Source organism: Mesorhizobium sp. LHD-90, from assembly GCF_030929505.1.
In the GTDB taxonomy this organism is placed as follows: domain Bacteria; phylum Pseudomonadota; class Alphaproteobacteria; order Rhizobiales; family Rhizobiaceae; genus Kumtagia.
On the sequence record NZ_JAVFVV010000003.1, the window covers coordinates 1 to 22450 of the forward strand.

Consider the following 22450-nt stretch of genomic DNA (forward strand, 5'->3'; position numbering starts at 1 on the left):
CAGATTGAATCATTCTGTTTGCCGTTTGGCGAGGCGATCCACAAGGAAGGCCGCGCAGATCGGGCTGGTTGCCCGGGCAAGCGGCCTGACGAAGTGGGCGCCCGCCAAACGGCAAACAGAATGATTCAATCTGAGCAAGAAACGCTCTGGTGTGACGGCGGACGGGATGCCCGCCGTCCCGGCACAGTGCAGGCAGCGCCCGTTCTGTCAACGGTGCTCTCCGCCGACGCGGGGCTCCGAACTCGGCTCGTTGACCCCGGACCCGCTGCCTTGGCACATGCTCAGCGCTTGCCGGCGCGGTCGTCCCAGAAGGTCACGCGGCGGTCTGCGCCAGGACCGGCTGCATTGATGTGCGACAGCATTTCGATCATCTCCGGCTGCGGAGCGGCAAGCACTTCTTGCGTCGCGCCTTCGACTTCGGCCTTCATCTGCGTGCGCAGGGTTTCAACACCGCCAGCATCCAGCGAGCCTTCACCGACGAGCTTGTCGGCAAAGAGATTGATCGGGTCGCGCTTCAGCCATTGGTCGAGTTCGCCCGGCAGACGGTAGGTCGCCGGGTCGGATCGCGAATGGCCGGAATAGCGGTAGGTCTTCATCTCCATTAGCGACGGGCCGTCGCCGGCACGCGCCCGCGCGACCGCGGTCTCCATCGCCGCCGCGACCGCATCTACGTCCTGGCCGTCGACGATGACGCCGGGCATCGCATAGCTGGTGGCGCGGATGGCGATATCCTCGATCGGCGTCGTCAGGTTGATGCGGCTGTATTCGCCGTAGAGATTGTTCTCGCAGATGAAGACCACCGGCAGCTTCTGGATCGCCGCGAAATTCAGCGATTCGTGGAAGGCGCCGATATTGGCCGAACCGTCGCCGAAGATCGCCACGGCGACCCGGTCGGTGCCGCGCGCCTTGGCGGCAATCGCCGCGCCGCAGGCGATCGGCAGGCCGGCGCCGATGATGGCCGCCGTCGGCATCAGGCCGACGCTCGGCTCGACCAGGTGCATGGAGCCGCCCAGTCCACCGGCGCAGCCGATGGTGCGGCCGCAGATTTCGCCGAGCACGCCCTGCGGCGTGGCGCCGAGCGCCAGCGCGTGGCTGTGGCCGCGATAGGTGCAGGTGACGATGTCGTCCGGGTCGATGGTGCGGGCGATGCCGACCGCGACAGCCTCCTGGCCGTTGGCCAGATGCGTCGAGCCGCGCACATAGCCGTCGGAAAACAGCTTCTGGATGCGCTCCTCGACGAGGCGGATTTCCATCATGCGCTTCAATTGCTCGATGCGGTCTTCCAGCGCCTCGCGGCGGGCGATTGGGGTGTTCGAGTTCTTAGCCTGCATTTCTCACACTCCATGTGACCTGCGTTGCTCTTTCGGCGCGGCGGATATGGCGTCGGGCGGCGAAGCGCCATATCGGGAATACGGTCGAGCCGCCCGACGCCATAGGCGCCCGCCGAAAGGCAACCCGAAGGGCCGGTTGAAGAAGCCGGCAGGGTTCGTCGCGCCGCTCGCCCGATGGCCCCGCATCGCCCTTCGCGCCGCTCCTGCCCTGCCGGCTTCTTGAACCGGCGCAGGCCGCATGGAGTGCGAGAAATGCAGGCTAGCCGTCATGACGCCTTCCTCCACCAGGGTTCCGGGATGCGGTTCTTGGATACGAGCGATGCCGTCTGCGCGGCGACGTAGTCGGGGCTGGGCAGGTAACGGGCCTCGAGTTCACCATTGTAGGGTACAGGCGCGTCGGGCAGGGTGATGCGCAGCGGCGGCGCCTTCAACGCGCCGAACAGTTCTGTCGAGACGGTTGCAACAATATCGCCGCCCCAGCCGCTGCCGGCGGTGGCTTCTTCGACGGTGACGAGGCGGCCAGTCTTTCGGACCGATTTCAGGATGGTCTCACGATCCCATGGCCAGATGGTCAGCAGGTCGATGACCTCGGCGTCGAGCCCGTCCTGCTCGGCCGCCTTCTTCGCCACGCGCACCATCTGGCCGCAGGCGACGATGGTCGCGTCATTGCCTTCCCGCACCACCTCGGCCTTGCCGAGCGGGATGCGGAAGGTGTCCGGCTCGTCGAAATCGTCGCGCTCGCCATAAAGGATGCGCGGCTCCAGCACGACCACCGGATCCGGGTCCTCGATCGCCGACCGCAGCAGGCCGTACACCGAGCGTGAGCCCGACGCCACGCAGACCTTGAGGCCCGGCGTGCCGCGGAACCAGTGGTCGAGCATCTGCGAGTGCTGGCATCCGAAACCCTGGCCGGCGCCGGCGGAGGCGCGCACCACCAGCGGCGTGGTCAGCCGGCCGCGCGACAGGTAGCGCATGGTGGCGGCCTGGGTCGTCAACTGATCGAGCGCGACGCCGATGAACTCGATGAACATCATCTCGACCACCGGCTTCATGCCGCAGACGGCGGCGCCAACGGCTGCGCCCATGAAGGCCATTTCCGAAATCGGCGTGTCGATCACCCGCTGTGGGCCGTGGATTTCGAGCAGGCCCTCGGTCACCTTGAACGGCCCGCCGGCGGCGGCGATATCCTCGCCCATCATGATCACGGTGGGGTCCTCGCGAAGCGCGTCGTCGAGTGCCTTCATCACCGCCTGACGCATACGCATCATGGCCACTTCAACACCTCCCTGCTGGCCCGGCCTGCGTCGAGGCCGGCTGATTAGACCGCGTCAAGCGGCCGGTTTGTAGTCTCCGAACCCTGTCGCCGTCTGGATCAGCTCGACTCGAAAGCCGTCCGGATCGATCAGATAGACCGCCCGGCCACCCTTGTTCGGACCGATCGTCGGCGTCACCGGAGGAGATACGCTTTTTACCCCGGCTTCCGCAAGATTTTTGTGAAACGTTTCCAAATCGTCGACGGTAAACGCTATGTGACCGTTGCCGATGTTGCCGTTTGCCATGTCGACGCGGTCCTGCGGGACGTTCCGGTATTCGAGAAGCTCCAGAAACGTTTCCGTTCCGGGCACGCGCAGGATAGCGCCATGCAGGTCGACATCGGGATAACCGACCAGTTCGCCGATGTAAGCCGCCCTGGGATTCCACTGGAAGACCAGTTCCAGCCCGAGCAGGTCGCGGTAGAAGTGAACCGAGCGCTCCAGCGACGTTACGGTGAAGCCGGTGTGGTGTCCCTTGGTGATCTTGGCCATTATCGTCTCGCTGTTGCGATGAATTCACCCCGAGGGGGACTCGGAGGGGCCGGCGCCGACGTCTCCGAGTTTGGTTGTGAGAGCGCTGACGGTGTCCCCCCTCCCCCTTGTGGGGAGGGGTTAGGGGTGGGGGTGAATTCGTAAGCCTCATCATCACTGCGTCATATACCCGTCGTCGCACATCACGATGTGCCCTGTGACGAGTTCGGAGGCATCGCTGGCGAGGAAGATCGCCGTGCCGATCAGTTCGCGCGGCAGGCCGAGGCGAGGGCGCAGCATGCGCGCCTTGATGAAATCGGCGGTGATAGAGGTCTTTTGCCCTGCCGCCTTGGTCAGCGGCGATTCCATCAGTGTCGGGCCGATGCCGTTGACCCTCACGCCGCGGTCGCGCCATTCCAGCGCCAGCGCCTTGGTCACCTGCAGCACGCCGCCCTTCGACGCCAGATAGGCGCTGGCCCAAGGATAGGCGGTGAAGGAGCCGATCGAGGCGATGTTGATCACCGACCCCTTGCCTTGTTTCAGCATCTTGCCGCCAAAAGCCTGGCAGCAGAAATACGTGCCCTTGAGGTTCAGATCGAGGATGAAGTTGAATTTCTCCTCCGGGAACTCTTCCGCCGGGCTTCTGAAGGCCGAGCCCGCGCTGTTGACGAGAATATCGACATGGCCGCGCGAGGCCGCGACCTTGTCGGCAAGCGCGAAACAGGCAGCTCGGTCGGTCACGTCGAGCTTTTGGATTTCCGCCTTGCCGCCTTGCTCGGCAATGGTGGCACGCGTCGCCTCCATGCCTTCCATGTTGATGTCGGCAAGCACAACGTCGACGCCCACCTGCGCGTAGCCGATTGCCATGGCCGCGCCCAGCCCGCTGCCGGCGCCGGTGACCACCGCGACGCGGCCCTCGAGGTCGAACAGCGTTTTCGCGTAGTTGGCAGGTACGGAAGGTTCGTCCGTCATGGTTTTGTGACCGATCGCGGTGGCAACTATTGGTCCTGGAGAATATGGTCGGGATCCTGATGCGGCTGGCTCAGGCACCACTCCTTGTCGATCATTTTGCCGAATCCCGGCCCCTGCGGCAGCGGTTTCATCAATCCATCCTCGATGATCTCCGGCTGGGCGAGCGCATCGTCGTATGGGTGCACGCCCGTCCATGGCACGCCCCACTCGATCGGCTTGTCGTCGAAACCCCAGGCGCTGAACACTTGGCTGTGGGTGTGCGGAAACATATGTGGGCCGAAATCGACGCCCGCCGCCAGACATTCGTCGATAACGGCCCGGCCGCCGGTGATGCCGCCCATGCAGGTCAGGTCGACGCGCACGCGATCGACGGACTTCGCCATGATCAGCGCTTCCGGGTAATAGGAGCCGCCCTGTTCGTCGCCCTGCCAGATCGGCATCGGCACGCGCTTGCGCAGTTCGGCGAGCATGCGAGCGTTGCCGGGCGGAAAAATGTCCTCGATGCAGCCCATGCCGATGTCGGCGATGCTGTTGGCGTAGGCGGCCGCTTCGTCGACAGTCTTGAACATCCAGACAAGGTCGGTTCCCAGCCAGGCGTCGGGTGCCGCGGCGCGGGCGGCGCGAAGGCGCGCGCCCGAGATCTCCCATGTCGCCCCCATCGGCGCCTTGAAGCGCCGCCAGCCATTGGCATAAAACTCCGCCGTCTGCGCGCCGGTCTTCTCCGGCGGCATGATCGCCGGCGGATAACCGATGATGCAGGTCGCCGGCATCGGCTTTGCCTGCCCGCCGAGGAACTCGGCGATCGACTTGTCGGCGATCTTGGCGGCCGCATCCCAGGCGGCGAGGTCGACGATGGAAAGCGCCCGTAGTCCGATGCCGGCGCTATGGGAGCCGTAGGTGCGTCCCTTCGTCGTCCTGTAGGTCGCCTCGCGGTCGGCGATGTCGGTGCCGACATAGACTGGGGCGATGCTCTTGCGGATCTGCTCGGCGACCGCGCCGTCGCGCGTCAGCGTGAATGCCCAGCCTTCGTGTCCCGTCGATGTGCGTACCCTCACGGTTGCGAATTCGCGGATCTTCATGACCCAGTCGCCGAAGACCACCGGGGCCGGCAACTGCGCCTGGATGGTCGCGACGCTGACATCCTTGATGATGGCCGACTTCGCCATTGAAACGTTTCCCCGTTGTCTCTTTGGTCGCGACGTTACGAGCCGCCGGCAGACTAGTCAACCGATTGATTGCCTAAAGTCAAACGATTGACAAGAGGGATTCGGCTGTCTACGACTGTTCCGCGATTGGGCCAGCGCGGCCCCTTTGTCGAGCGGCGGAGCGGATGGGGTCGATAACCCTCAGGGACTTGAGCAAGACCTATGGCGGGGGCACGGTTGCCGCCGTCAGGTCCGTCGATCTCGACATCGAAGACGGCGAGTTCGTCGTCTTCGTCGGCCCGTCCGGCTGCGGGAAATCGACGCTGCTCAGGATGATCGCCGGGTTGGAAAAGATCAGCGGCGGTACGGTCGCGATCAACGGCAAGGTCGTGAACGAGGTCGCCTCGCGCAACCGCGACATCGCCATGGTGTTCCAGAATTATGCGCTCTATCCGACCATGACGGTGCGCCAGAACATCGCCTTCGCGCTGGAACTCAGAAAGTTCCCGCAGGCGGCAATCGACGAACGGGTCAACGAGGCGGCGCGCATCCTCGACCTGAAGGACTTGCTCGACCGCAAGCCCGGCCAGCTCTCCGGTGGGCAGCGCCAGCGCGTCGCCATGGGCCGCGCCATCGTGCGCCATCCACAAGCCTTCCTGCTCGACGAGCCGCTGTCCAACCTCGATGCCAAGCTGCGCGTGCAGTTGCGTGCCGAGCTCGGGCGACTGCACCAGCGGCTCGGGGTGACGACCATCCACGTCACCCACGACCAGGTCGAGGCGATGACGCTGGGCAATCGCGTCGCCGTGTTCTCCCGCGGCACGCTGCAGCAATACGACACGCCGAAAAACCTCTACGAGGCGCCGAAAAACCTGTTCGTGGCGGGTTTTATCGGCAGTCCGGCGATGAACTTTCTGGAGGGCGCTCTCGCCGGCGACGGTGCTTTCGTGCGGATCGGAGCGGCCGAGATAGGGCTCGGCACGCGGGCCAAGGCCGGGCAATCCGAACGCGTGCTGGCCGGCATCCGCCCCGAACATCTTTCGTGGCGGCCGCGTGCCGAAGCGGCGGCGGGCGCGCTCCCCGGCACCGTAGACTTCGTCGAAAGCATCGAGCCAGAAGCCTATGTGACGATCGTTCTCGACGATCCTTCGATCCGCGTGCGGCAGGCGGAAGAGGCGGCGGCGAACGGCTCCGCCGGCAATGGCGCCTCGCCGGATGGCGGTGTGCAGCGCATCCAGATGCGGGTTTCGTCGCGCGCCGCGCCCGCGCTTGGGCAGAAGATAGCACTGACCGCCGATCCGGACCGGATAAGGCTGTTCGATGCCGTCAGCGGAGCCGCATTGTGATGTCGACGCGGCCTGGTTTTTCTCCTATCGGAAGGGGGCGAGGCTGCCCCGGGGCGGGCAGCCGTCCAAGTCTGGAAACGTTTCAAAAGAAAGGCAGCCTATGCGGTCGACCCTGAAGATGCCGAAAGTCGGCGACGCCGCCAACGAGGTGGTGATCATGGAATTGCTGGTGAAGGTGGGCGACGCGGTCGCCGAGGGCCAGAACCTGTTCGTCGTCGAAACCGACAAGGCGCAGCTCGAAGTGCCGGCGCCGTTTGCCGGCACGGTGCGCGACATCTTGATCAAGGTCGGAGAAGAAGTGCCGACCGGCGCCCCGACCCTGGTACTGGAGGCCTAGAGAGCGATGCCCCGCGTCCACGATGCACGGCAAGAACATTTCGGCCTGTATCTGGACGAATACGAGGTTGGTGACGTGTTCCGGCATTGGCCGGGACACACGGTGACGGAGGCGGAGGACCATCTCTTCTGCCTGCTCACGCACTCCGCCAGCTCGATCCACACCGACCGCCACTATGGCGAGCACGAGACCGAGTTCGGGCGCAACGTCGTCGTCGGCACCTATGTCTATTCGCTGCTGGCCGGCATGAGCGTGCGCGACATTTCCGGCCGCGCCATCGCCAATCTGGGCGTGCGTGAACTCAAGCATCTCGCGCCGCTCTTCCACGGCGACACGCTCTACGGCGTCACCGAAGTCCTTTCCACCAGGCCGTCGCAGTCGCGGCCGGGGCAGGGCGTGCTGACGGTGCGCACGGACGGTTTCAAACAGGACGAAACGAAGGTCTGCACCTTCACGCGGTCGGTGCTTTTGCCGATGCGTCCTGCCGGGGAGGCGTGATGGACGCGATTGAAGGCCCGCTTGCCGGGATAAAAGTCATCGAGCTCGCCACCGTGGTGGCGGGGCCTGGCAGCGGCCGATATCTCGCCGATTTCGGCGCCGAGGTCATAAAGGTCGAGTCTCCCGGCGGCGACCCGACGCGCCGCATGGGCTGGACCGGTCCGGGCGAAACCGACGCCTATTTCTGGAAGTTGGTCAACCGCAATAAGCAGGTCGTCTCGCTCGACCTCAAGTCGAAGCAGGGCAAGGCCGATCTCTGGCGGCTGCTCGAAGATGCGGACGTGCTGATCGAGAACATGCGGCCCGGCAAGCTGGAAGCGCTGGGGTTTTCGCCGGAAGCGCTGCACGAAAAGAATCCGCGGCTGGTCATCCTGCGCGTCAGCGGTTTCGGTCAGGACGGGCCCTATGCGCAGCATCCGGGTTTCGCCACCATCGCCGAGGCGCTGTCGGGTTTCGCCGGCCTGCTCGGCGAGGCCGACGGGCCGCCGCTGCTGCCGCCGATCGCGCTGACCGACGAGGTGACCGCATTGGGCGGCGCTTTCGCCACGCTGGTCGCGGTCCGCCATGCCGAACGCACCGGCGTGGGGCAGGTGGTCGACGTCAACCTGCTGCAGTCGATGTTCCAGATCATGGGGCCGCTGGTCTCGGCCTATGCGCATATGGGCTATCTGCAGCCGCGGCTTGGCTCCGGCATTCCATACACGGTTCCGCGCGGCACCTATCGCTGCGCCGACGGCGTGTGGGTGGCGGTGTCGAGTTCGTCCGACAGCATCGCCCGGCGGGTTCTCGACCTAGTCGGTCTCTCCGGCGACGAGCGCTTTTCGTCCTTCCAGGCGCGCAGCGCCAACCGCGAGGCGCTGGAGGAATGGATCAGTGCCTGGATCGCGGAGCGGTCTTCGGAGACGGTGCTGGCCGAGTTCCGCCGCGTCGACGCTGCGATCGCAAAGGTGCTCGACATGCGCGACATCTTTGCCGACCCGCATTTCAAGGCGCGCGGCATGATCACGGAAGTCGACGGCATCGTCATGCAGAACATGCTGGCGAACCTGTCGAAGACGCCCGGCCGGTTGCGCCATGCCGGAAAACCCTTCGCCGCCGACAACGATGCCGTGCTGGGGCCGCTGCGCGAGGAGGATGCGGTGGGGTGAAGCCTGCGCGAGGTCTGTGCTTGAAGGCGGGGAAGTGTTCGGCTCGGCCATGAACTCTGCCCGAGGGGCAACCGCTTTGTTGAATCTCAACAGAAGCGACGATCGTCAGCATCTGTCAGGATTATTTTCTCAAAACTTATCCCCCCGCTCCAACCTGGGCGATAATCCCGGTTGCCTGTGCTCGAAGGAGGCGGTGGGATGGAGAGAAGTCCGGCGATCGACAAGAACTGGGAGGCGCTGAAGCGCTTGCTGGCGATGCTTGTCGGCATGGCCGAGCTGGGCGATGGGGTCACCCTGCCGCGCCATCTCCACCGCGCCATCCTCAAACTGCTGCGTCCGGCCGAAGCGGCGGCGCGGCGGCTGATCATCGCGGCAGCGCGCGGTCTCGTCGTAACCCTGCCGCCGTTTCGGCCGCGAAAGCCGAAGCCCAAACCTGTCGAGCCGGTCCTGCGCAGCCTCGGCATCGCCGTCACCATGTCGCATGCCGATCATGCTCGCGCCGAAGCAGCCAAGAGAGCCGCCGCCAAACGCGCCGCCCGCCCGCGCGTCCTAAACCTGTCGCTGCTCGACCCGCTGAAAAATCCGTTCCGCATTCGCCGCCGTTATGTGCCCGCCCGCACCGTGCCGCGCATCATGTCGCTCGATTTCAGCGCACCGTACCGTCCCCTGCCTGCCCCGCCGTCGCCCGACGATCCAGTCAACGCATCGCGGCTCGCCTTGCGGCTGGAGGCGTTGGGCCGGGCGCTCGACGACCTGCCGGGACAGGCACAACGTTTCGCCCGCTGGAAGGTGCGTCACGACGCAGCAATTGCGCGGCAAAGGGAAGCCCGCGCCGCAGTCGCGCAAGGCAAGCAGGGCGGACAAAATCGTGCCGCAGTCCGGTTTCGGCGCATCTCGCCGCTGCGGCGCGGCCGTCCGCCCGGCGGCCGGCTGTCGCGCTACGACCCGCACGCGACCCATCCGCGCAACATCCGCGAGATCGACGAGATTCTGGCGCATGCCCATGCGCTGGCCGTGTACGCGCTGGAATCCCCCGACACGTCCTGATGTTGCCTCGGACTTTGCCAGGCGAAGAATCGACCGCCGGCGCGGGTCCTTTCCGCCCCGTGTCGGCGATCTGTGCTGTCCGAAAATACCGTCTCATCCGTTGGCCAGGCCGGCCGAACCTGCTTAGATCGATCGGTAGGCGTTCAGGGTTTGATGTGAGCGTCGGCTCCCAGGGATCCAAGATACAAATGGCACCTCCCGTCACCATCTCCGGCAGCGACATCTCCAGGACGATCACCGGCGCGCTGCAATACATCTCCTGCTATCACCCACCGGATTATATCAGTCATCTCGCGGCAGCCTATGAGCACGAGCAAAGCCCGGCGGCCAAAAACGCCATCGCCCAGATCCTTGTCAATTCGCGCATGGCGGCGTTCGGGCGGCGCCCGATCTGCCAGGATACCGGGCTGGTTGTCGTCTTCGCAAAGATCGGCATGGACGTGCGCATCGAGGCAGACGAAAGTTTTGCCGATCTGGTCAATGCCGGCGTGCGCTCAGCCTATCTGGACGAACAGAATCCGCTGCGGCCGTCGATGGTCGCCGATCCGCTGTTTTCGCGGATCAACACGCGCGACAACACGCCGGCGATTACCCATGTCGAACTGGTGCCGGGGGGCACCATCGAACTGACCGTCGCGGCAAAGGGCGGCGGCTCGGAGAACAAGGCGCGCTTCGTCACCCTCAATCCGGCCGCCTCCGTGGTCGACTGGGTGGTGAGGACTATGGAGGGGCTCGGCAGCGGCTGGTGTCCGCCCGGCATGATTGGCATCGGCGTCGGCGGCGACGCGGAAAAGGCGATGCTGCTGGCCAAGGAGGTGCTGAACGACAAGATTGACATGCTCGATCTTTTGCGGCGCGGGCCAAGCAACCCCCTCGAGGAAATGCGTATCGAGATTTATGAGAAGGTCAACGCGCTTGGCATCGGCGCGCAGGGGCTGGGCGGGTTGACTTCGGTCGTCGACGTCAAGATCGCGACCTACCCATCGCATGCCGCGTCGAAGCCGGTGGCGCTCATCCCGCAATGCGCCGCCAACCGCCACATCAAGCTGACCCTCGACGGCAGCGGCCCGGTCTTCGCCGACCCGCCCGACATCGGCGACTGGCCGGAAATCTTCCTGGAAGAGGCGGGCGGCGCGGTGCGGCGCGTCAACCTCGACACACTCACGCGCGAGGAGGCGGCGACCTGGCGCGCCGGCGAGACGCTGCTGCTTTCCGGCCGCCTGCTGACTGGACGCGACGCCGCGCACAAGCGCATCGCGCAACTGCTGCAGCGCGGCGAGCCTCTGCCGGTCGATCTGAGGAACCGCGTCATCTATTATGTCGGGCCGGTCAAGGCGGTGCGCGACGAGGCGGTCGGCCCGGCCGGCCCCACCACCTCCACCCGCATGGACGACTTTGCCGACCTCGTGCTGCGCGAAACCGGCCTGCTCGGCATGATCGGCAAGGCGGAGCGCGGCCCGGCGGCGGTCGAGGCGATCCGCAAATACGGCGCGCCCTACATGATCGCGGTCGGCGGCGCGGCCTACCTCATCTCGAAATCGATCAAGTCGGCACGCGTGCTCGCCTTCGAGGATCTCGGCATGGAGGCGATCCACGAATTCGAGGTCAAGGACATGCCGGTAACGGTCGCCGTCGACGTGACCGGACAGTCGGTCCACGAGAGCGGGCCGAAGATATGGCGGAAGGTGATTGCCGACGCGGCAAGTTGAACTGCTTGGAAGTCTTTGCGTCATGGCCTACGCTGGCGTCAAATACCTTGATTGAGATCGGATCAGCTCGACAAAATCCGGAGGTTCGCCAATGCCAACCAAGATCATCTTTCAGGATCGCGTCGGTCCAGGCATCCAGGAGACGCTCCTTGCTGGCGAACACGTCTATGTCGCCGGCGGGATCACCGTCGGCTCTACCGAAAACCAGGCAATCGCCGGAACGACGGATGACCATGAGTACACGATCGACGGCTACGTGTTCGGCGACTACATGGGCATTCTCAACAACAATGATCTCGCCCGGAACAACCATGTCGTCGTCGGAGAAACCGGAACCGTAAGCGCGAGCTTCCATAGCGGCATCTATTTGAGCGGCGGCGAGCACACAGTCGCCAACTATGGCGAGATCCGCGGCAGCAGCGGCATCACCATGTACACGACCTCGACGGATGGCGGCCAGTCGACCATCGTCAATCATGGGCTGATCCACGGCGACCACACCGGCATCGGGCGGCAGAACTCCGACGTCCGGGAGACCCTCGTGGTGACCAACTACGGCACGATCTTTGGCGGCGCCAACAGCTATTCCTATTCGGCCGGCGATTCCATCGAGCGCATCGTCAACAAGGGACTGATGATCGGCGACGTCCTGCTCGGCGACAATGAAGACCTTTACGACGGCAGGCTGGGCACCCTCGACGGCAAGGTGCTTGCAGGCAGCGAGAACGACAGGGTCTATGGCGGCGCTGCCGACGACGCCTTTTTCGGCGAAGCCGGCAACGACACGTTGATGGGCGGCGCGGGCGCCGACGTGCTCAACGGCGGCAGCGGCAGCGACCGGGCCTCCTACGCTTCGGCGACAAAGGCGGTCATCGTCAGCCTGGCAAACCCGACCATCAACACCGGCGATGCCTTCGGCGACAGTTTTGCCTCGATCGAAAACCTTTCGGGGTCGAGCTACAACGATTCGGTGTTCGGCAATTCGGCAACCAATGCTCTGAACGGCGGCGCCGGCAACGACATCATCAAGGGGTATGGGGGCAACGATTCGTTGACCGGCCATACCGGAGCCGACATCTTCATCTTCAATTCGGCCCTGAGCGCGTCGACCAATGTCGACACGATCACCGACTTCAGCGTGGCCGACGATACGATCCAGATCGACAACGCCTTCTTCACCGGACTGGCGGCCGGAGCACTGGCCGCCGTCGCTTTCCGCGCGAATTCCACCGGGCTTGCCGGCGACGCCAGCGACCGGGTGATCTTCGAGTTCGACACCGGCAGGCTGTTCTTCGACGCCGATGGAACCGCCGCCGGCGCGCGGGTCCAGTTCGCCACGGTTGCCGTGGGGCTCGGGCTTACCGCGGCGGATTTCGTGGTGATCTGAAGCGCGATCAGCCCCGCGCTATCCGCTCCGCTCGCGTGGCGCGCTGGTACTTGATCAATTGGTCGAGCGCCACGGCGAGCACGATGACGGCGCCGGTGACGAAGGTTGACCAGGTGGCGTCGATGCCGAAGAAGATCAGGCCGCTGGAGATCACCTGGATGATCATCATGCCGACCACCGCGCCGATGATGGTGCCGTGGCCGCCGCCGAGCGGCGTGCCGCCGATGATGACGGCGGCAATCACTACGAGCACGAAATCCGATCCCTCCTGCGGGTCGATGGCGCCGCGGAAGCCGACATACATGACGCCCGACAGGCCGCACAGCGCGCCCATCATCACCAGCGTCTGCAATCTTACCTTGCCGGTCGGGATGCCGGCAAAGCGGGCTGCCTCCGGATTGCTGCCGACCGCCTGCACGCGATAACCGAAGCGGGTGCGGTGAAGCACGAAGTGCATGACCACCGCCAGCACCACGAAGACCAGCGCGGCCACCGGCAGCACGCCGAACAGTTTCGTCGAGATGATGCTGAAGAAATTGCTCGACGTATCCGACGGCACGATGGCGCGGCCCTGGTTGGCGACCAGCGAGGCGCCCTGGAACATCGAATAGGTGCCGAGCGTGACGATGACGGCAGGCAGGCGCAGGCCGACGACCAGAATGCCGTTCACGAAACCCAGGCCGGCGCCAAAGATTATCCCGGCAAAGGCGGCGAGCCACGGATTGAGGCCTGCGACCATCAGGATCGCTGCGAAGACGGCGGCAAAATTGAACATCCAGCCGACCGACAGATCGATCTCGCGGATGGCGAGCAGGAACACCATGCCGAGCGCCAGCATGCCCAGGAACGTCGTGTTGCCGAGCAGGGCGAAAAGATTGATCGGGTTGAGGAAACGCGGCCGCGCCACGCCGACGATCACCATCATGGCGACAAGGGCGGCGATCACGCCGATCTCGTCGGGCAGCGTGAAGCGGCGGCGCGCCGGGGCAAGTGAGGTTTCGTTCATGACGCGGCCCTGGAGTTCTCGGCGGAAAGATCGCCGGTGTTGATCAGGCGCAGCAGCGCGCGGTTGTCGGTTTCGCCGCCCTTGACCTCGCCCACCAGGCGGCCCTGGTAGACGACGAGGATGCGGTCGCACAGTCCGATCAGTTCCGGCAGTTCGGTCGAGCTGAACAGCACAATGCCGCCATCGGCCGACATTTTTCGGATCAGGCCGTAGATCTCGCGTTTTGCCCCGACATCGACGCCGCGGGTCGGATCGTCGAGCAGGAAGACGTCGGGGCCGATCTCCAGCCATTTGCCGATGACCACCTTCTGCTGGTTGCCGCCGGAAAGCGAGTTGGCGAGTGACCAGGCCGAACCCGCCTTGATGCGCAGCGCCTCGATCTGGCGGCGGGCACGCCCAAAAGCGTCTTTCGGCAAGTACCAGACAGGCCCGTCGCCGCGCGCGCCGACGAAGACATTGGAGATGTTGAACATGATCGACTTGTCGAGCATCAATCCGTTCTTGCGCCGGTCGGCGGGCACGAGGCAGACGCGGCGTTTCGCGGCATCCGTGGGGTTTTTCGGCAAGCCGCGGCCGTCCGGAAAAGCGACGCTGCCGCTTCGCGCCTGGCGGATGCCGAACAGGATTTCGAGGATATCGGTGACGCCCGAACCTTCGAGCCCCGCCAGGCCGACGACCTCGCCGGACCGGGCGGCGAAGGAAACATGCTCCAGCCGTCCGCCGGAAAGATTTGAGACCTCGATGTGGCGCTCGGCGACGCCGGGTTTGGGCGGCAACGGCGGCGGGAACAGCGCCTCGCGCTGGCGGCCAATCATCGCCTCGATCACCTCGGGAATGGTCAAGTCTGCCGTCGGTTTGGTCATCACGTCGCGGCCGTTTCGCGTCACGGTGATCCGGTCGGTGATCGAAAACACTTCTTCCAGCCGATGCGAGACGTAGAGCATGGTGATGCCGCGTCGGCGCAGACCCTGCAGCACGGCGAACAGACGCTCGGTCTCGCGGCGGTTCAGCGCCGAGTTGGGTTCGTCGAGGATGAGCAGCCGCGGCTCCTCCAGTAGTACCCGGCAGAGCTCGACCAGTTGCCGTTCGCCGATGGACAGGCGGCTGAGCGGGGCGCGCACGTCGACGTTGAGCCCGAGCCGCTCCAGCATGGCGCGGCTTTCGTCCTCCATTGCCTTCAGCGAGATGAGGCCGTGGCGCGTCGGCTCGCGGTTGACGAAGAGGTTGGCGAGCACCGAGCGCTCGGGAAACAGGCTGAGTTCCTGGTAGACGATGCCGATGCCCTGGCGATGCGCGGCGCGGGGGCTACCCAGCGTCACCGGTGCGTCCTCGACCAATATCTCGCCGCTGTCGGCATGCACCGCGCCGGCGAGCACCTTCATCAGCGTCGATTTTCCGGCGCCGTTCTCGCCGACCACCGCATGGATGGTGCCGCGCTCGACCTCGAGGTTCATGTCTGCCAGCGCGATCACGCCGCCGTAGCGTTTGGTGAGGTGCCGCACGGAGATCAGGGGTGTTGATGGGCTGGGGTTCACGTTGCCGCGTTCCATGTAGGGCATCGGAGCGCCTCGTCCGGTCGGCTTGGCGATATCATCGAACGAATGAGGAGCCCGAAAATCGGCCTCTGCCAACGACCAAGAACAAGGAAGGCGGTCCTGCGACCGCCTTCCGAAGACTTCTGAACCAGGGACCTCACTCCGACTCGGCGGCGATCGACTGTGGGGCGGCACCCAGCAGTTCGGCTGTCAGCGATTTTGTCCACGGCGCGTAGTAGGCGGCGGTGGCGGCAGGGTCGGCGGCAAGTTTTTCCGCTTCATCGAAGGAAATCTTGGGCAGGCCGTTGGCCATGTCGACGCCCTCCGAGGTGACGATCTGCGAGCCGGAATTGTAGAAGCCGGACTCCAGCGCCTTGCCGTTGCGGATCGAATTCACCAGCAGCGCGATCGGCAGATAACCCTGCACGAAGGCGCTCTGGCCGATCGTCACATAGGCGTGGCCTTCCTTGATCGCCTTCAGGTTGAGTTCCGTCAGGTCGTAGCCGCCGGCCACGAACTTGTCGCCATTGGCGGCGTTCAGCTTGCCGAGGCTGGTGACGTCCGGCGCGCACAGTCCGATCAGAGCGACCGCATCGGGATTGGCGGCGTAGAGCTGCTCCCAGCGGTTGTAGTTGTCCACCGCGGACACTTTTACGTCGAACGGGCCGAGCACGTTCAGGCCGGAGGCGGCCTTCAGCGATTCCTGCACGCCCTTGGCGCGGTTTTCCAGCACCGGAAAACCCGGGAAACAGTTGCCGATGATGACGGTGCCCTTGGCGGATGCGCCGCCGAGTTTCTCGACGATCATCTTGCCAAGGATGCGGCCGCTCTCGACCGACTTCTCGCCGACATAGGGCGCCTTAACGCCCTGGCTCAGCAGGTTGTACTGAACAATTGGCACGCCGGACGAGATCAACTCGTTGAGCGCGCCTGCCATGGACTCGCCCGGCACCGAGGTAGCCACCCCGTTGGCGCCGGCATTGGCGAAGTTCTGCACCAGTTTCAACTGGCCTTCGGGCGCGCCGCCGGCCTGCTGGGCGACAGTCAGCGTGACGCCGAGATCCTTGGCTGCGGCCTGCGCGCCGTCGATGATCTGCTGGACGAACGGGTCGCCCTGCGCGTGGGTGACGAAACCGATCGTCTCGTCGGCTGCCCAGGACGCGGTGCTCGCCAGAAGGGCGGCCGCCACGGTCGCCAGTTTCAAGGTTGTCGTTATCAAGCGCATGAAATTCCTCCCAAAATTCCGTTGCTGTTGTCGTATCGCGGCCCGCAACGGCCGCCTTGCCAGTCTCAGATGGCGGTCAGCCCCCCGTCGACGAACATGAACGAACCGGTCATGTAGGACGCATCGTCCGACGCCAGGAACGCCACCGCGCCGGCGATCTCCTCCGGCTCGGCGCCGCGGCGCAGCGGGATGTTCTGGATCTGCCACTCGTAGACTTTCGGGTCGGCGACCAATTCGCGCACGATCGGCGTCAGCGTGAAGCCGGGCACCACGACATTGACGCGGATTCCTTCCGGCGCGTGGTCGACCGCCATCACCCGAGACAGTCCGTGGACGCCGCCCTTGGACGAGCCGTAAGCTATGTTGGCCGGCGTGCAGCCCGACATGCCGGTCGGCGAGCCGGTCAGCACCACCGCGCCCTTGCCGGCGGTGCGCTTGATGGCCGCCACGCCGTGCTTGCAGGCGAGATACATGCCGGTCAGGTTGACGCCGACGATCTCGTCCCAGACTTCCTTGGGCAGGGCGTCGACCTTGCGGTCGCGTTCGCCGGAAAAGATGCCGGCATTGGAGACGAGGATATCGAGCCGTCCAAAGGCTTCGACGACGCTGCTCATCGCAGCCTCGACGCCCGCCTCGTCGCTGACATCGACCTTTATCACGATCGCCTCGCCACCGGCGTCCCGGATCATGACTGCCGTCTTCTCGGCGCTATCGGCCTTCCAGTCGAGAACGGCAACCTTGCAGCCTTCCTCGGCGAGCCGAATGGCGGCGGCCTGACCGATACCGGAACCGGCGCCCGTGACGGCCGCGACCTTTCCCTTCAAGCCCCGCATTGTTCCTCCCGGCGCCCTCGAAAGCATCGAGGGCGGAGTGACGATTTTATCGTTCTCGATGCGATAATATCGTTTCCATTTCGATCGTCAAGCAATGGATCAGAGTTGTTGTCTGCTCCGAATTTCACTGGAATTCTCTTCGAGAAATCGGTTCCATTTCCTTGGCTTCGCCGTTGCTGGACAGAGAAAGCCGCCGGATGCCACTTCGTATCACGCCGCCTGCGGCGCCCGGCCATGTGCCTCGAGGCGGGTGATGTCGGTGGCGAGTTGTTCGACGTGATCGTAGGAGGCCGAAGACAGCGGCGGCGACAGCCGGCCGTCGGACACCACATAGGCGGTGTCCGCGACCTCGAAAATCTCCAGCACCTCGGTACAGAAAATCACGACGGCCTTGCCGCCGGCAGCATAGTCGCGCAGCAGCCGATAGATCTCGCCCTTGGAATGGATGTCGACGCCGCGCGTCGGCTCCTCCAGCACCAGCAGTTCGGGTGAGCAGTTCAGCGCCTGGGCAATCGCCACTTTCTGCTGGTTGCCGCCGGAGAGCGATCGGATCGGCTGGCTTATCGAGCCAGTCTTGACCAGGAAACGCTTCACTGCCGACTGTGCCAGCAGCTTCATCCGTCCCTTCTTCAGGGCGAGGCCGGGCCAGGCGATTTCGGGTACGCCCAGTCGCACAAGAAGGTTTTCGCCGACGGAAAAATTCGAATAGAGGCTGAGCGTGCGGGTAGCCGGCACGTAGGAGCGGAGCCTGCGCAGCCCGACATCGCCGGTCTCGCCCAGCCTGATCGAACCGGTGGTGCGCTCCAGCCCAGCGAAGGAGCGCAGCAACTCGCGCGCGCCGGAGCCTTCGACGCCCATCAGCGCGACGATCTCGCCGGCATGGGCGTCGAAGTCGATGCCGCGGAACGCGGTCTGGTGCGACCAGCCGCGCACGGAAAAGAGCGGCTTCGCCGATTTCGCGCCGGCGGCGCGGCCGTCCGCGGGGGCGGCCTGCACGCTCTCGGTCACGAGTTGCCGCGCCAGCCCTTCTTCGGTCAGTGCCTCGCCGGACAGGATCGTGCGGACGCGCCCGTCGCGCACCACCGCTACCCGTGCGCAATGCGAGACCAGATCGTTGAGGCGATGGGTGATCAGCACCACCATGCGGCCCGACCCGGCGAGCTTGTGCATCTCGCGAAACAGTTCGTCGGATTCTTCCGCCGTCAGCGCCGAGTTAGGCTCGTCGAACAGGAAGACGCGCGCCTGGCGGGCCACGGCGCGGGCAATCTCGGTGCGTTGCTGAGTCGCCAGCGAGCAGTCGGAGAGCGCCGTATCGCGCCACGGCGCCAGGCCAAGCACATCCATGACGGCGGCGTCGGCGCTGCGGAGTTTCGGCCAGGCGCGGCCCGTTCCTTCGCGACCCGCCATGACATTCTGCGCCACCGTCAGGTTCGGGAAAAGCTGCGGCTCCTGATGAACCACCGCCACCGCATGCCAGTCGTCGGCCGGCGACCACGGCTTTCCGTCGAAGCTCAAGACCCCGGCGCTCGGCCGCTCCTCACCACCGATGATGCGCACCAGCGTCGATTTGCCGGCGCCGTTGGGGCCGGCGATGCCAAGAATTTCACCGGGCTTGATGTCGAGGTCGATGCCGGCGAGCGCGATCGTGTTGCCGTAGTTTTTGCTGACGCCGCGCAGGCTGATGCCGCTTGTCGCGCTCATGCCGCGCGCCTCTTGCGCAGCGATGTGAGGAACAGGTCGAGCGACACAGCGCCGATGGTGACCGCGCCGAGGAATATCTGCTGGACGTGCGGGCCGGGCGAGAGCAGGGCGAGGCCGATCTGCAACTCGGCAAGCAGCAGCGCGCCGCCCAGCGTGCCGATCACCGTGCCCTTGCCGCCCGAGAGGCTGGCGCCGCCGATGATGACGGCGGCGAACACCGGAAAAGTCTGCGATAGGCCGATATCGGGCTGGCTGGTCTGGATGAAGGAGAAGTCGAGGATGCCGGCAATGGCCGCCAGCACGGAGCAGAGGATGAAGGCGGTGACCTTGTAGCGCTTGACCGGCAGCCGCGCGAGCTTGCCCGCCTCCGGGTTGCCACCGATCGCCATCAGCCGGAAGCCGAACAGCGACCGATGCAGCAGGAAGCCGACCACCAGCGCGATGCCGATCATCCAGAAGACCTCGATCGACAGGCGGTATTGGCCGATGCTTTGGGTCAGGCCGATGAAAAAATCCAGCTCGCCTTGAGGCATCTCCGCATCCGGTGGCGGATAGTTGGGATTGAAGGTCGAGGTGTTGGTAATCCAAAGCGACAGGCCGTAGAGCAGATTGTAGCTGCCCAGCGTCACGATGAAGGACGGTATCCTGAAACTTGTCACCATCAGCCCGTTGAACAGGCCGACCAGCACGCCGACGCCGATGGCGATCGGTATGGCGAGGTAGACCGACACGCCCATGACGATCCAGACGACGGCAAGCGTGTTGGCCGCAAGTCCGTACATGGCGCCGAAGGAGAGATCGATCTCGCCGACCACGATGACGAGCGTCAGGCCGAGCGCCATGATGGCGACGGAACTCATGGCGCGCAGCACCGAGACGCCGAGCACGGGATTGGCGAAGTTCGGATTGATGAAGATGAAGATCAGCGCGACGAGGATGACCGCCAGGAACAGGCCCCCCAGCCGCAGCACCACGTCGAGCGTCGCCTTTCCGACGCCCGTTGCGGCGGGCCGCGGCGCGGCGGACTGCGTCGTGTCGGTCGTCATCAAGAACCTCTGGCGTCGTTGAAACGGAATGCGGGCGGGAGAAATCCCGCCCGCGGGAATGCTGGTTGCTATTTTGCCTGCAGGGTGCGGTCGAGTTCCTCGCGCGCCTTGGCAACGTCGGCCTTCATGACGGCCTTCAGCGTCTGCGTGTTGGGCAGGATTTCGCCGTCCTTCAGGAATTTTGCGCAGGCCGGTCCGCCAAAGGCGGCCTGGTCGGGCCAGCGCTGGTCGAGCTGCGCCACCTGGATGCCCTTCTCGATGGCGTCGAGCTGGCCTTTTGAGGAGTTCCAGCCGATGGTGAAGACCTTGCCTTCCAGCCCGAGATCGACGATTGCGCGGTCGGCATGTTCGGCGCCGATGTCGACGTTCTGGATGAACTGCACGTTGGGATTGGCGAGCAGGAAGGCCTTGTAGACGTCGTAGGTCTTGCCCGGCTCATAGGAAGTGTTGAGGCCGTTCGCCGCCGCCGTGACGAAAGTAGCGTCGGGAATGGCCGCCTTGATGCCTTCTTCAAAACCCTTCATCCGGCCCTGCGCCCAGAACTGCGTGGGGTCGCCGCCGGAGACGGCAAAGACCTTGATGTCGGTCTTGTTGTTGTCCTTGATCCACTTCAGCACGGTCTCGGCGGCGGTGGCGCCTTCCTTGTCCGGGATCTGGGTGAAGTTGGTGAATTCGTGGCCGCGCGAGGTGACGCCGGCCGTGAACACCGGGATGCCCTGTTCCATCACCTTGTTGGTGATCGCGGTCATGGCGTCGGAAGAGACCGGCTCGATGCTCAGGCAGTCGATCTCGCCCGCCGCCAGCTTCGCTTCGATCTGGCTGACCTGCATGTTGGGGTCGTTCTGGACGGGGGCGATGGAGGCACACTCCATTGGGTAGATCTCCTTGCCCATCTTGCAGCCCATCTCGAAGCCCGCCTTGTATTGCGGCGAGAACAGCGGGATGCCCGAGGCCTGATAGGAGAACACGTAGTTGATCGGCTGGTTGTTCTTGATCTTTTCGGCGATGCGGTCGGCGAGCTTGAAGGTGCCCCAGTCGCGCTTGACCTCGAAGGGCGCGCCTTCGACCTTGTCGCCGGATTTCGGAATCTGGCTCTCGCTGGATTCCTGCGCGAGCGCGGCGCCGGCAAGCGCCAGGGCGGCGCAGCCGACTGCGGCTGCAAGCATATGCTGGTAGATCGTCTTCACTTCAAACCTCCCATTGTTGTCGATCGCACATGTGTTTCCTTGGCGCCCGTGCCAGAGGCTCCTCTTTTCAGACCAGGCCGAGCACCTTTTCGCTGCGATAGCCCTCGACCACCTCCTCGATGACCTCGATGCCGAGGCCCGGGCCGGTCGGCGGATACATCCAGCCGTCCTTGTGCTCGAACGGTCTGGTCACGAGGTCGTGCTGCATCGGGTTGCGCAGCGGCTTCAGTTCGAACAGCTTGCAGGCCGGCGAGTTGAAGGAGATGGCGAGGCTGGCAGCCGACACGATCGCTGACGACCAGGCATGGGCGTTGGCCTGGCGCCGGTAGAATTCGCAGCGCTCCGTCACCTTCTTGAAGCCGGTGATCCCTTCGGCGCGGCCCGGATCGACGCCGATCACGTCCACCGTGCCGGTCGCCAGCACGCGCTCGAACTGTTCAAGCGTCCACTCGCGCTCACCATAGGCGATCCGGGTCGTCGTCTTGGCGCGCAGGTTCGCATAGCCCTCCGGGTCCCAGGCGCCGAGCGGCTCCTCGATCCAGGCGAGGTTGTATTCCTCCATCGCCTTGGCGCGCCGCACTGCGTCGGTGACGTCCCATTTGATGGCGATGCCGTTGTCGATCATCAGCATCTTGTCGCCGAGCACCTCGCGCATCGCCTTGACATAGGCGACGTCGCGGTCGTGCTCGTAACCGAGGCGGGCGTTGCCGCGCTTGCCGAAGCCGGTTTTCAGCCCCTGTAGCCCGGTCGAGACCCATTCGGCGGTCTCTTCGGCCATCTCCTCGATGTTCTCGAAGTGGGCGTGGCAGGAGGCGATGGCCGGCAGGCGCTCGTGCACCGGGCCGCCCAGCAGGTCGAGCACGCTCTTTCCCAGCGCCTTGCCTTTGAGGTCCCACAGCGCGATGTCGATCGCGGCGGTGGCGTAGGAGGCGATGCCGCCGTGATAGCCGTACCACCAGGCCTGTTGCTTGTTCTGCCGCCACAGCGCCTCGGTGTGGACCGGATCCTTGCCGACCAGGTTTGGCGCCATGCCTTCGATGATCGCCTTGGCGGCGAAGTTGGCCTCCGGAAACTGGGTGATGGATTCGCCCCAGCCGACCTGACCGTCATCGGCTGTGACCTTCGCCAGGCAGAGATGCCGCAGCGCGTTGAAATCGTTCGGCTCCGGATAGCTGACCGGAATGGCTTCGACTTTTGCGATCTTCATGCGTGA

At 64.9% G+C, this 22450-nt stretch carries 20 protein-coding genes; 7 read left to right on the forward strand and 13 right to left on the reverse strand.

The features are described 5' to 3' along the window. Positions 1-281 precede the first annotated feature (281 nt). From RB623_RS04095 to RB623_RS04115, 5 genes are all read right to left on the reverse strand, one after another. Positions 282-1331 (reverse strand): thiamine pyrophosphate-dependent dehydrogenase E1 component subunit alpha, encoded by a 1050-nt coding sequence (locus RB623_RS04095; protein WP_308055491.1) that lies wholly within the window; start codon positions 1329-1331, stop codon positions 282-284. Positions 1332-1597: 266 nt separating this feature from the next. Further along, positions 1598-2599, reverse strand: a complete 1002-nt coding sequence (locus RB623_RS04100; RefSeq protein WP_308055492.1) for an alpha-ketoacid dehydrogenase subunit beta — start codon at positions 2597-2599, stop codon at positions 1598-1600. Positions 2600-2659: 60 nt separating this feature from the next. Then, on the reverse strand, positions 2660-3136 hold the full coding sequence (locus RB623_RS04105) for a VOC family protein (protein WP_308055493.1): 477 nt from the start codon (positions 3134-3136) through the stop codon (positions 2660-2662). A gap of 153 nt (positions 3137-3289) precedes the next feature. Further along, positions 3290-4087, reverse strand: coding sequence for an SDR family oxidoreductase (locus RB623_RS04110; RefSeq protein ID WP_308055494.1), 798 nt, complete (start codon positions 4085-4087; stop codon positions 3290-3292). A gap of 26 nt (positions 4088-4113) precedes the next feature. Next, complete coding sequence (locus RB623_RS04115; protein WP_308055495.1) at positions 4114-5253, reverse strand: enolase C-terminal domain-like protein; 1140 nt, start codon at positions 5251-5253, stop codon at positions 4114-4116. A 164-nt stretch (positions 5254-5417) separates the two neighbouring features. On the opposite strand from RB623_RS04115, the gene RB623_RS04120 reads away from it, so the two are divergent. The 7 genes from RB623_RS04120 to RB623_RS04150 all read left to right on the forward strand — a co-directional run bounded on the left by RB623_RS04120 (position 5418) and on the right by RB623_RS04150 (position 12704). Next, positions 5418-6578: a sn-glycerol-3-phosphate ABC transporter ATP-binding protein UgpC gene (locus tag RB623_RS04120; RefSeq protein ID WP_308055496.1), complete on the forward strand. Its 1161-nt coding sequence runs from the start codon at positions 5418-5420 to the stop codon at positions 6576-6578. A 100-nt stretch (positions 6579-6678) separates the two neighbouring features. After that, positions 6679-6915, forward strand: coding sequence for a lipoyl domain-containing protein (locus RB623_RS04125; protein ID WP_308055497.1), 237 nt, complete (start codon positions 6679-6681; stop codon positions 6913-6915). A 6-nt stretch (positions 6916-6921) separates the two neighbouring features. After that, positions 6922-7413 (forward strand): MaoC family dehydratase, encoded by a 492-nt coding sequence (locus tag RB623_RS04130; protein ID WP_308055498.1) that lies wholly within the window; start codon positions 6922-6924, stop codon positions 7411-7413. Further along, on the forward strand, positions 7413-8561 hold the full coding sequence (locus RB623_RS04135) for a CoA transferase (RefSeq protein ID WP_308055499.1): 1149 nt from the start codon (positions 7413-7415) through the stop codon (positions 8559-8561). Before RB623_RS04130 ends, RB623_RS04135 begins: the two co-directional genes overlap by 1 nt. Positions 8562-8759: 198 nt before the next feature. Then, positions 8760-9608, forward strand: a complete 849-nt coding sequence (locus RB623_RS04140; RefSeq protein WP_308055500.1) for a hypothetical protein — start codon at positions 8760-8762, stop codon at positions 9606-9608. Positions 9609-9796: 188 nt separating this feature from the next. Beyond that, complete coding sequence (locus tag RB623_RS04145; RefSeq protein ID WP_308055501.1) at positions 9797-11317, forward strand: fumarate hydratase; 1521 nt, start codon at positions 9797-9799, stop codon at positions 11315-11317. Between the two features lie 91 nt (positions 11318-11408). Then, a complete protein-coding gene (locus RB623_RS04150; protein ID WP_308055502.1) occupies positions 11409-12704 on the forward strand; it encodes a hypothetical protein in 1296 nt (431 codons plus the stop codon). A gap of 7 nt (positions 12705-12711) precedes the next feature. Here RB623_RS04150 and RB623_RS04155 read toward each other — a convergent pair whose 3' ends face one another. From RB623_RS04155 to RB623_RS04190, 8 genes are all read right to left on the reverse strand, one after another. Continuing rightward, positions 12712-13710: an ABC transporter permease gene (locus RB623_RS04155; protein WP_308055503.1), complete on the reverse strand. Its 999-nt coding sequence runs from the start codon at positions 13708-13710 to the stop codon at positions 12712-12714. After that, a complete protein-coding gene (locus tag RB623_RS04160) occupies positions 13707-15269 on the reverse strand; it encodes a sugar ABC transporter ATP-binding protein (protein WP_308055504.1) in 1563 nt (520 codons plus the stop codon). Before RB623_RS04160 ends, RB623_RS04155 begins: the two co-directional genes overlap by 4 nt. Before the next feature lie 133 nt (positions 15270-15402). Further along, positions 15403-16470 (reverse strand): sugar ABC transporter substrate-binding protein, encoded by a 1068-nt coding sequence (locus RB623_RS04165; protein ID WP_308055505.1) that lies wholly within the window; start codon positions 16468-16470, stop codon positions 15403-15405. Between the two features lie 65 nt (positions 16471-16535). After that, the gene (locus RB623_RS04170; protein ID WP_308055506.1) at positions 16536-17303 is read right to left on the reverse strand and encodes an SDR family NAD(P)-dependent oxidoreductase; all 768 of its coding nucleotides are present in this window, start codon (positions 17301-17303) and stop codon (positions 16536-16538) included. Between the two features lie 210 nt (positions 17304-17513). Continuing rightward, positions 17514-19004, reverse strand: coding sequence for a sugar ABC transporter ATP-binding protein (locus RB623_RS04175; protein ID WP_308055507.1), 1491 nt, complete (start codon positions 19002-19004; stop codon positions 17514-17516). Continuing rightward, complete coding sequence (locus tag RB623_RS04180) at positions 19001-20050, reverse strand: ABC transporter permease (protein WP_308055508.1); 1050 nt, start codon at positions 20048-20050, stop codon at positions 19001-19003. Before RB623_RS04180 ends, RB623_RS04175 begins: the two co-directional genes overlap by 4 nt. A 68-nt stretch (positions 20051-20118) precedes the next feature. Next, the gene (locus RB623_RS04185; RefSeq protein WP_308055509.1) at positions 20119-21237 is read right to left on the reverse strand and encodes a sugar ABC transporter substrate-binding protein; all 1119 of its coding nucleotides are present in this window, start codon (positions 21235-21237) and stop codon (positions 20119-20121) included. A gap of 67 nt (positions 21238-21304) precedes the next feature. Further along, entirely contained in the window at positions 21305-22444 is a 1140-nt protein-coding gene (locus tag RB623_RS04190; protein WP_308055510.1) for a mandelate racemase/muconate lactonizing enzyme family protein, read from the reverse strand. Between the last annotated feature and the right edge of the window lie 6 nt (positions 22445-22450).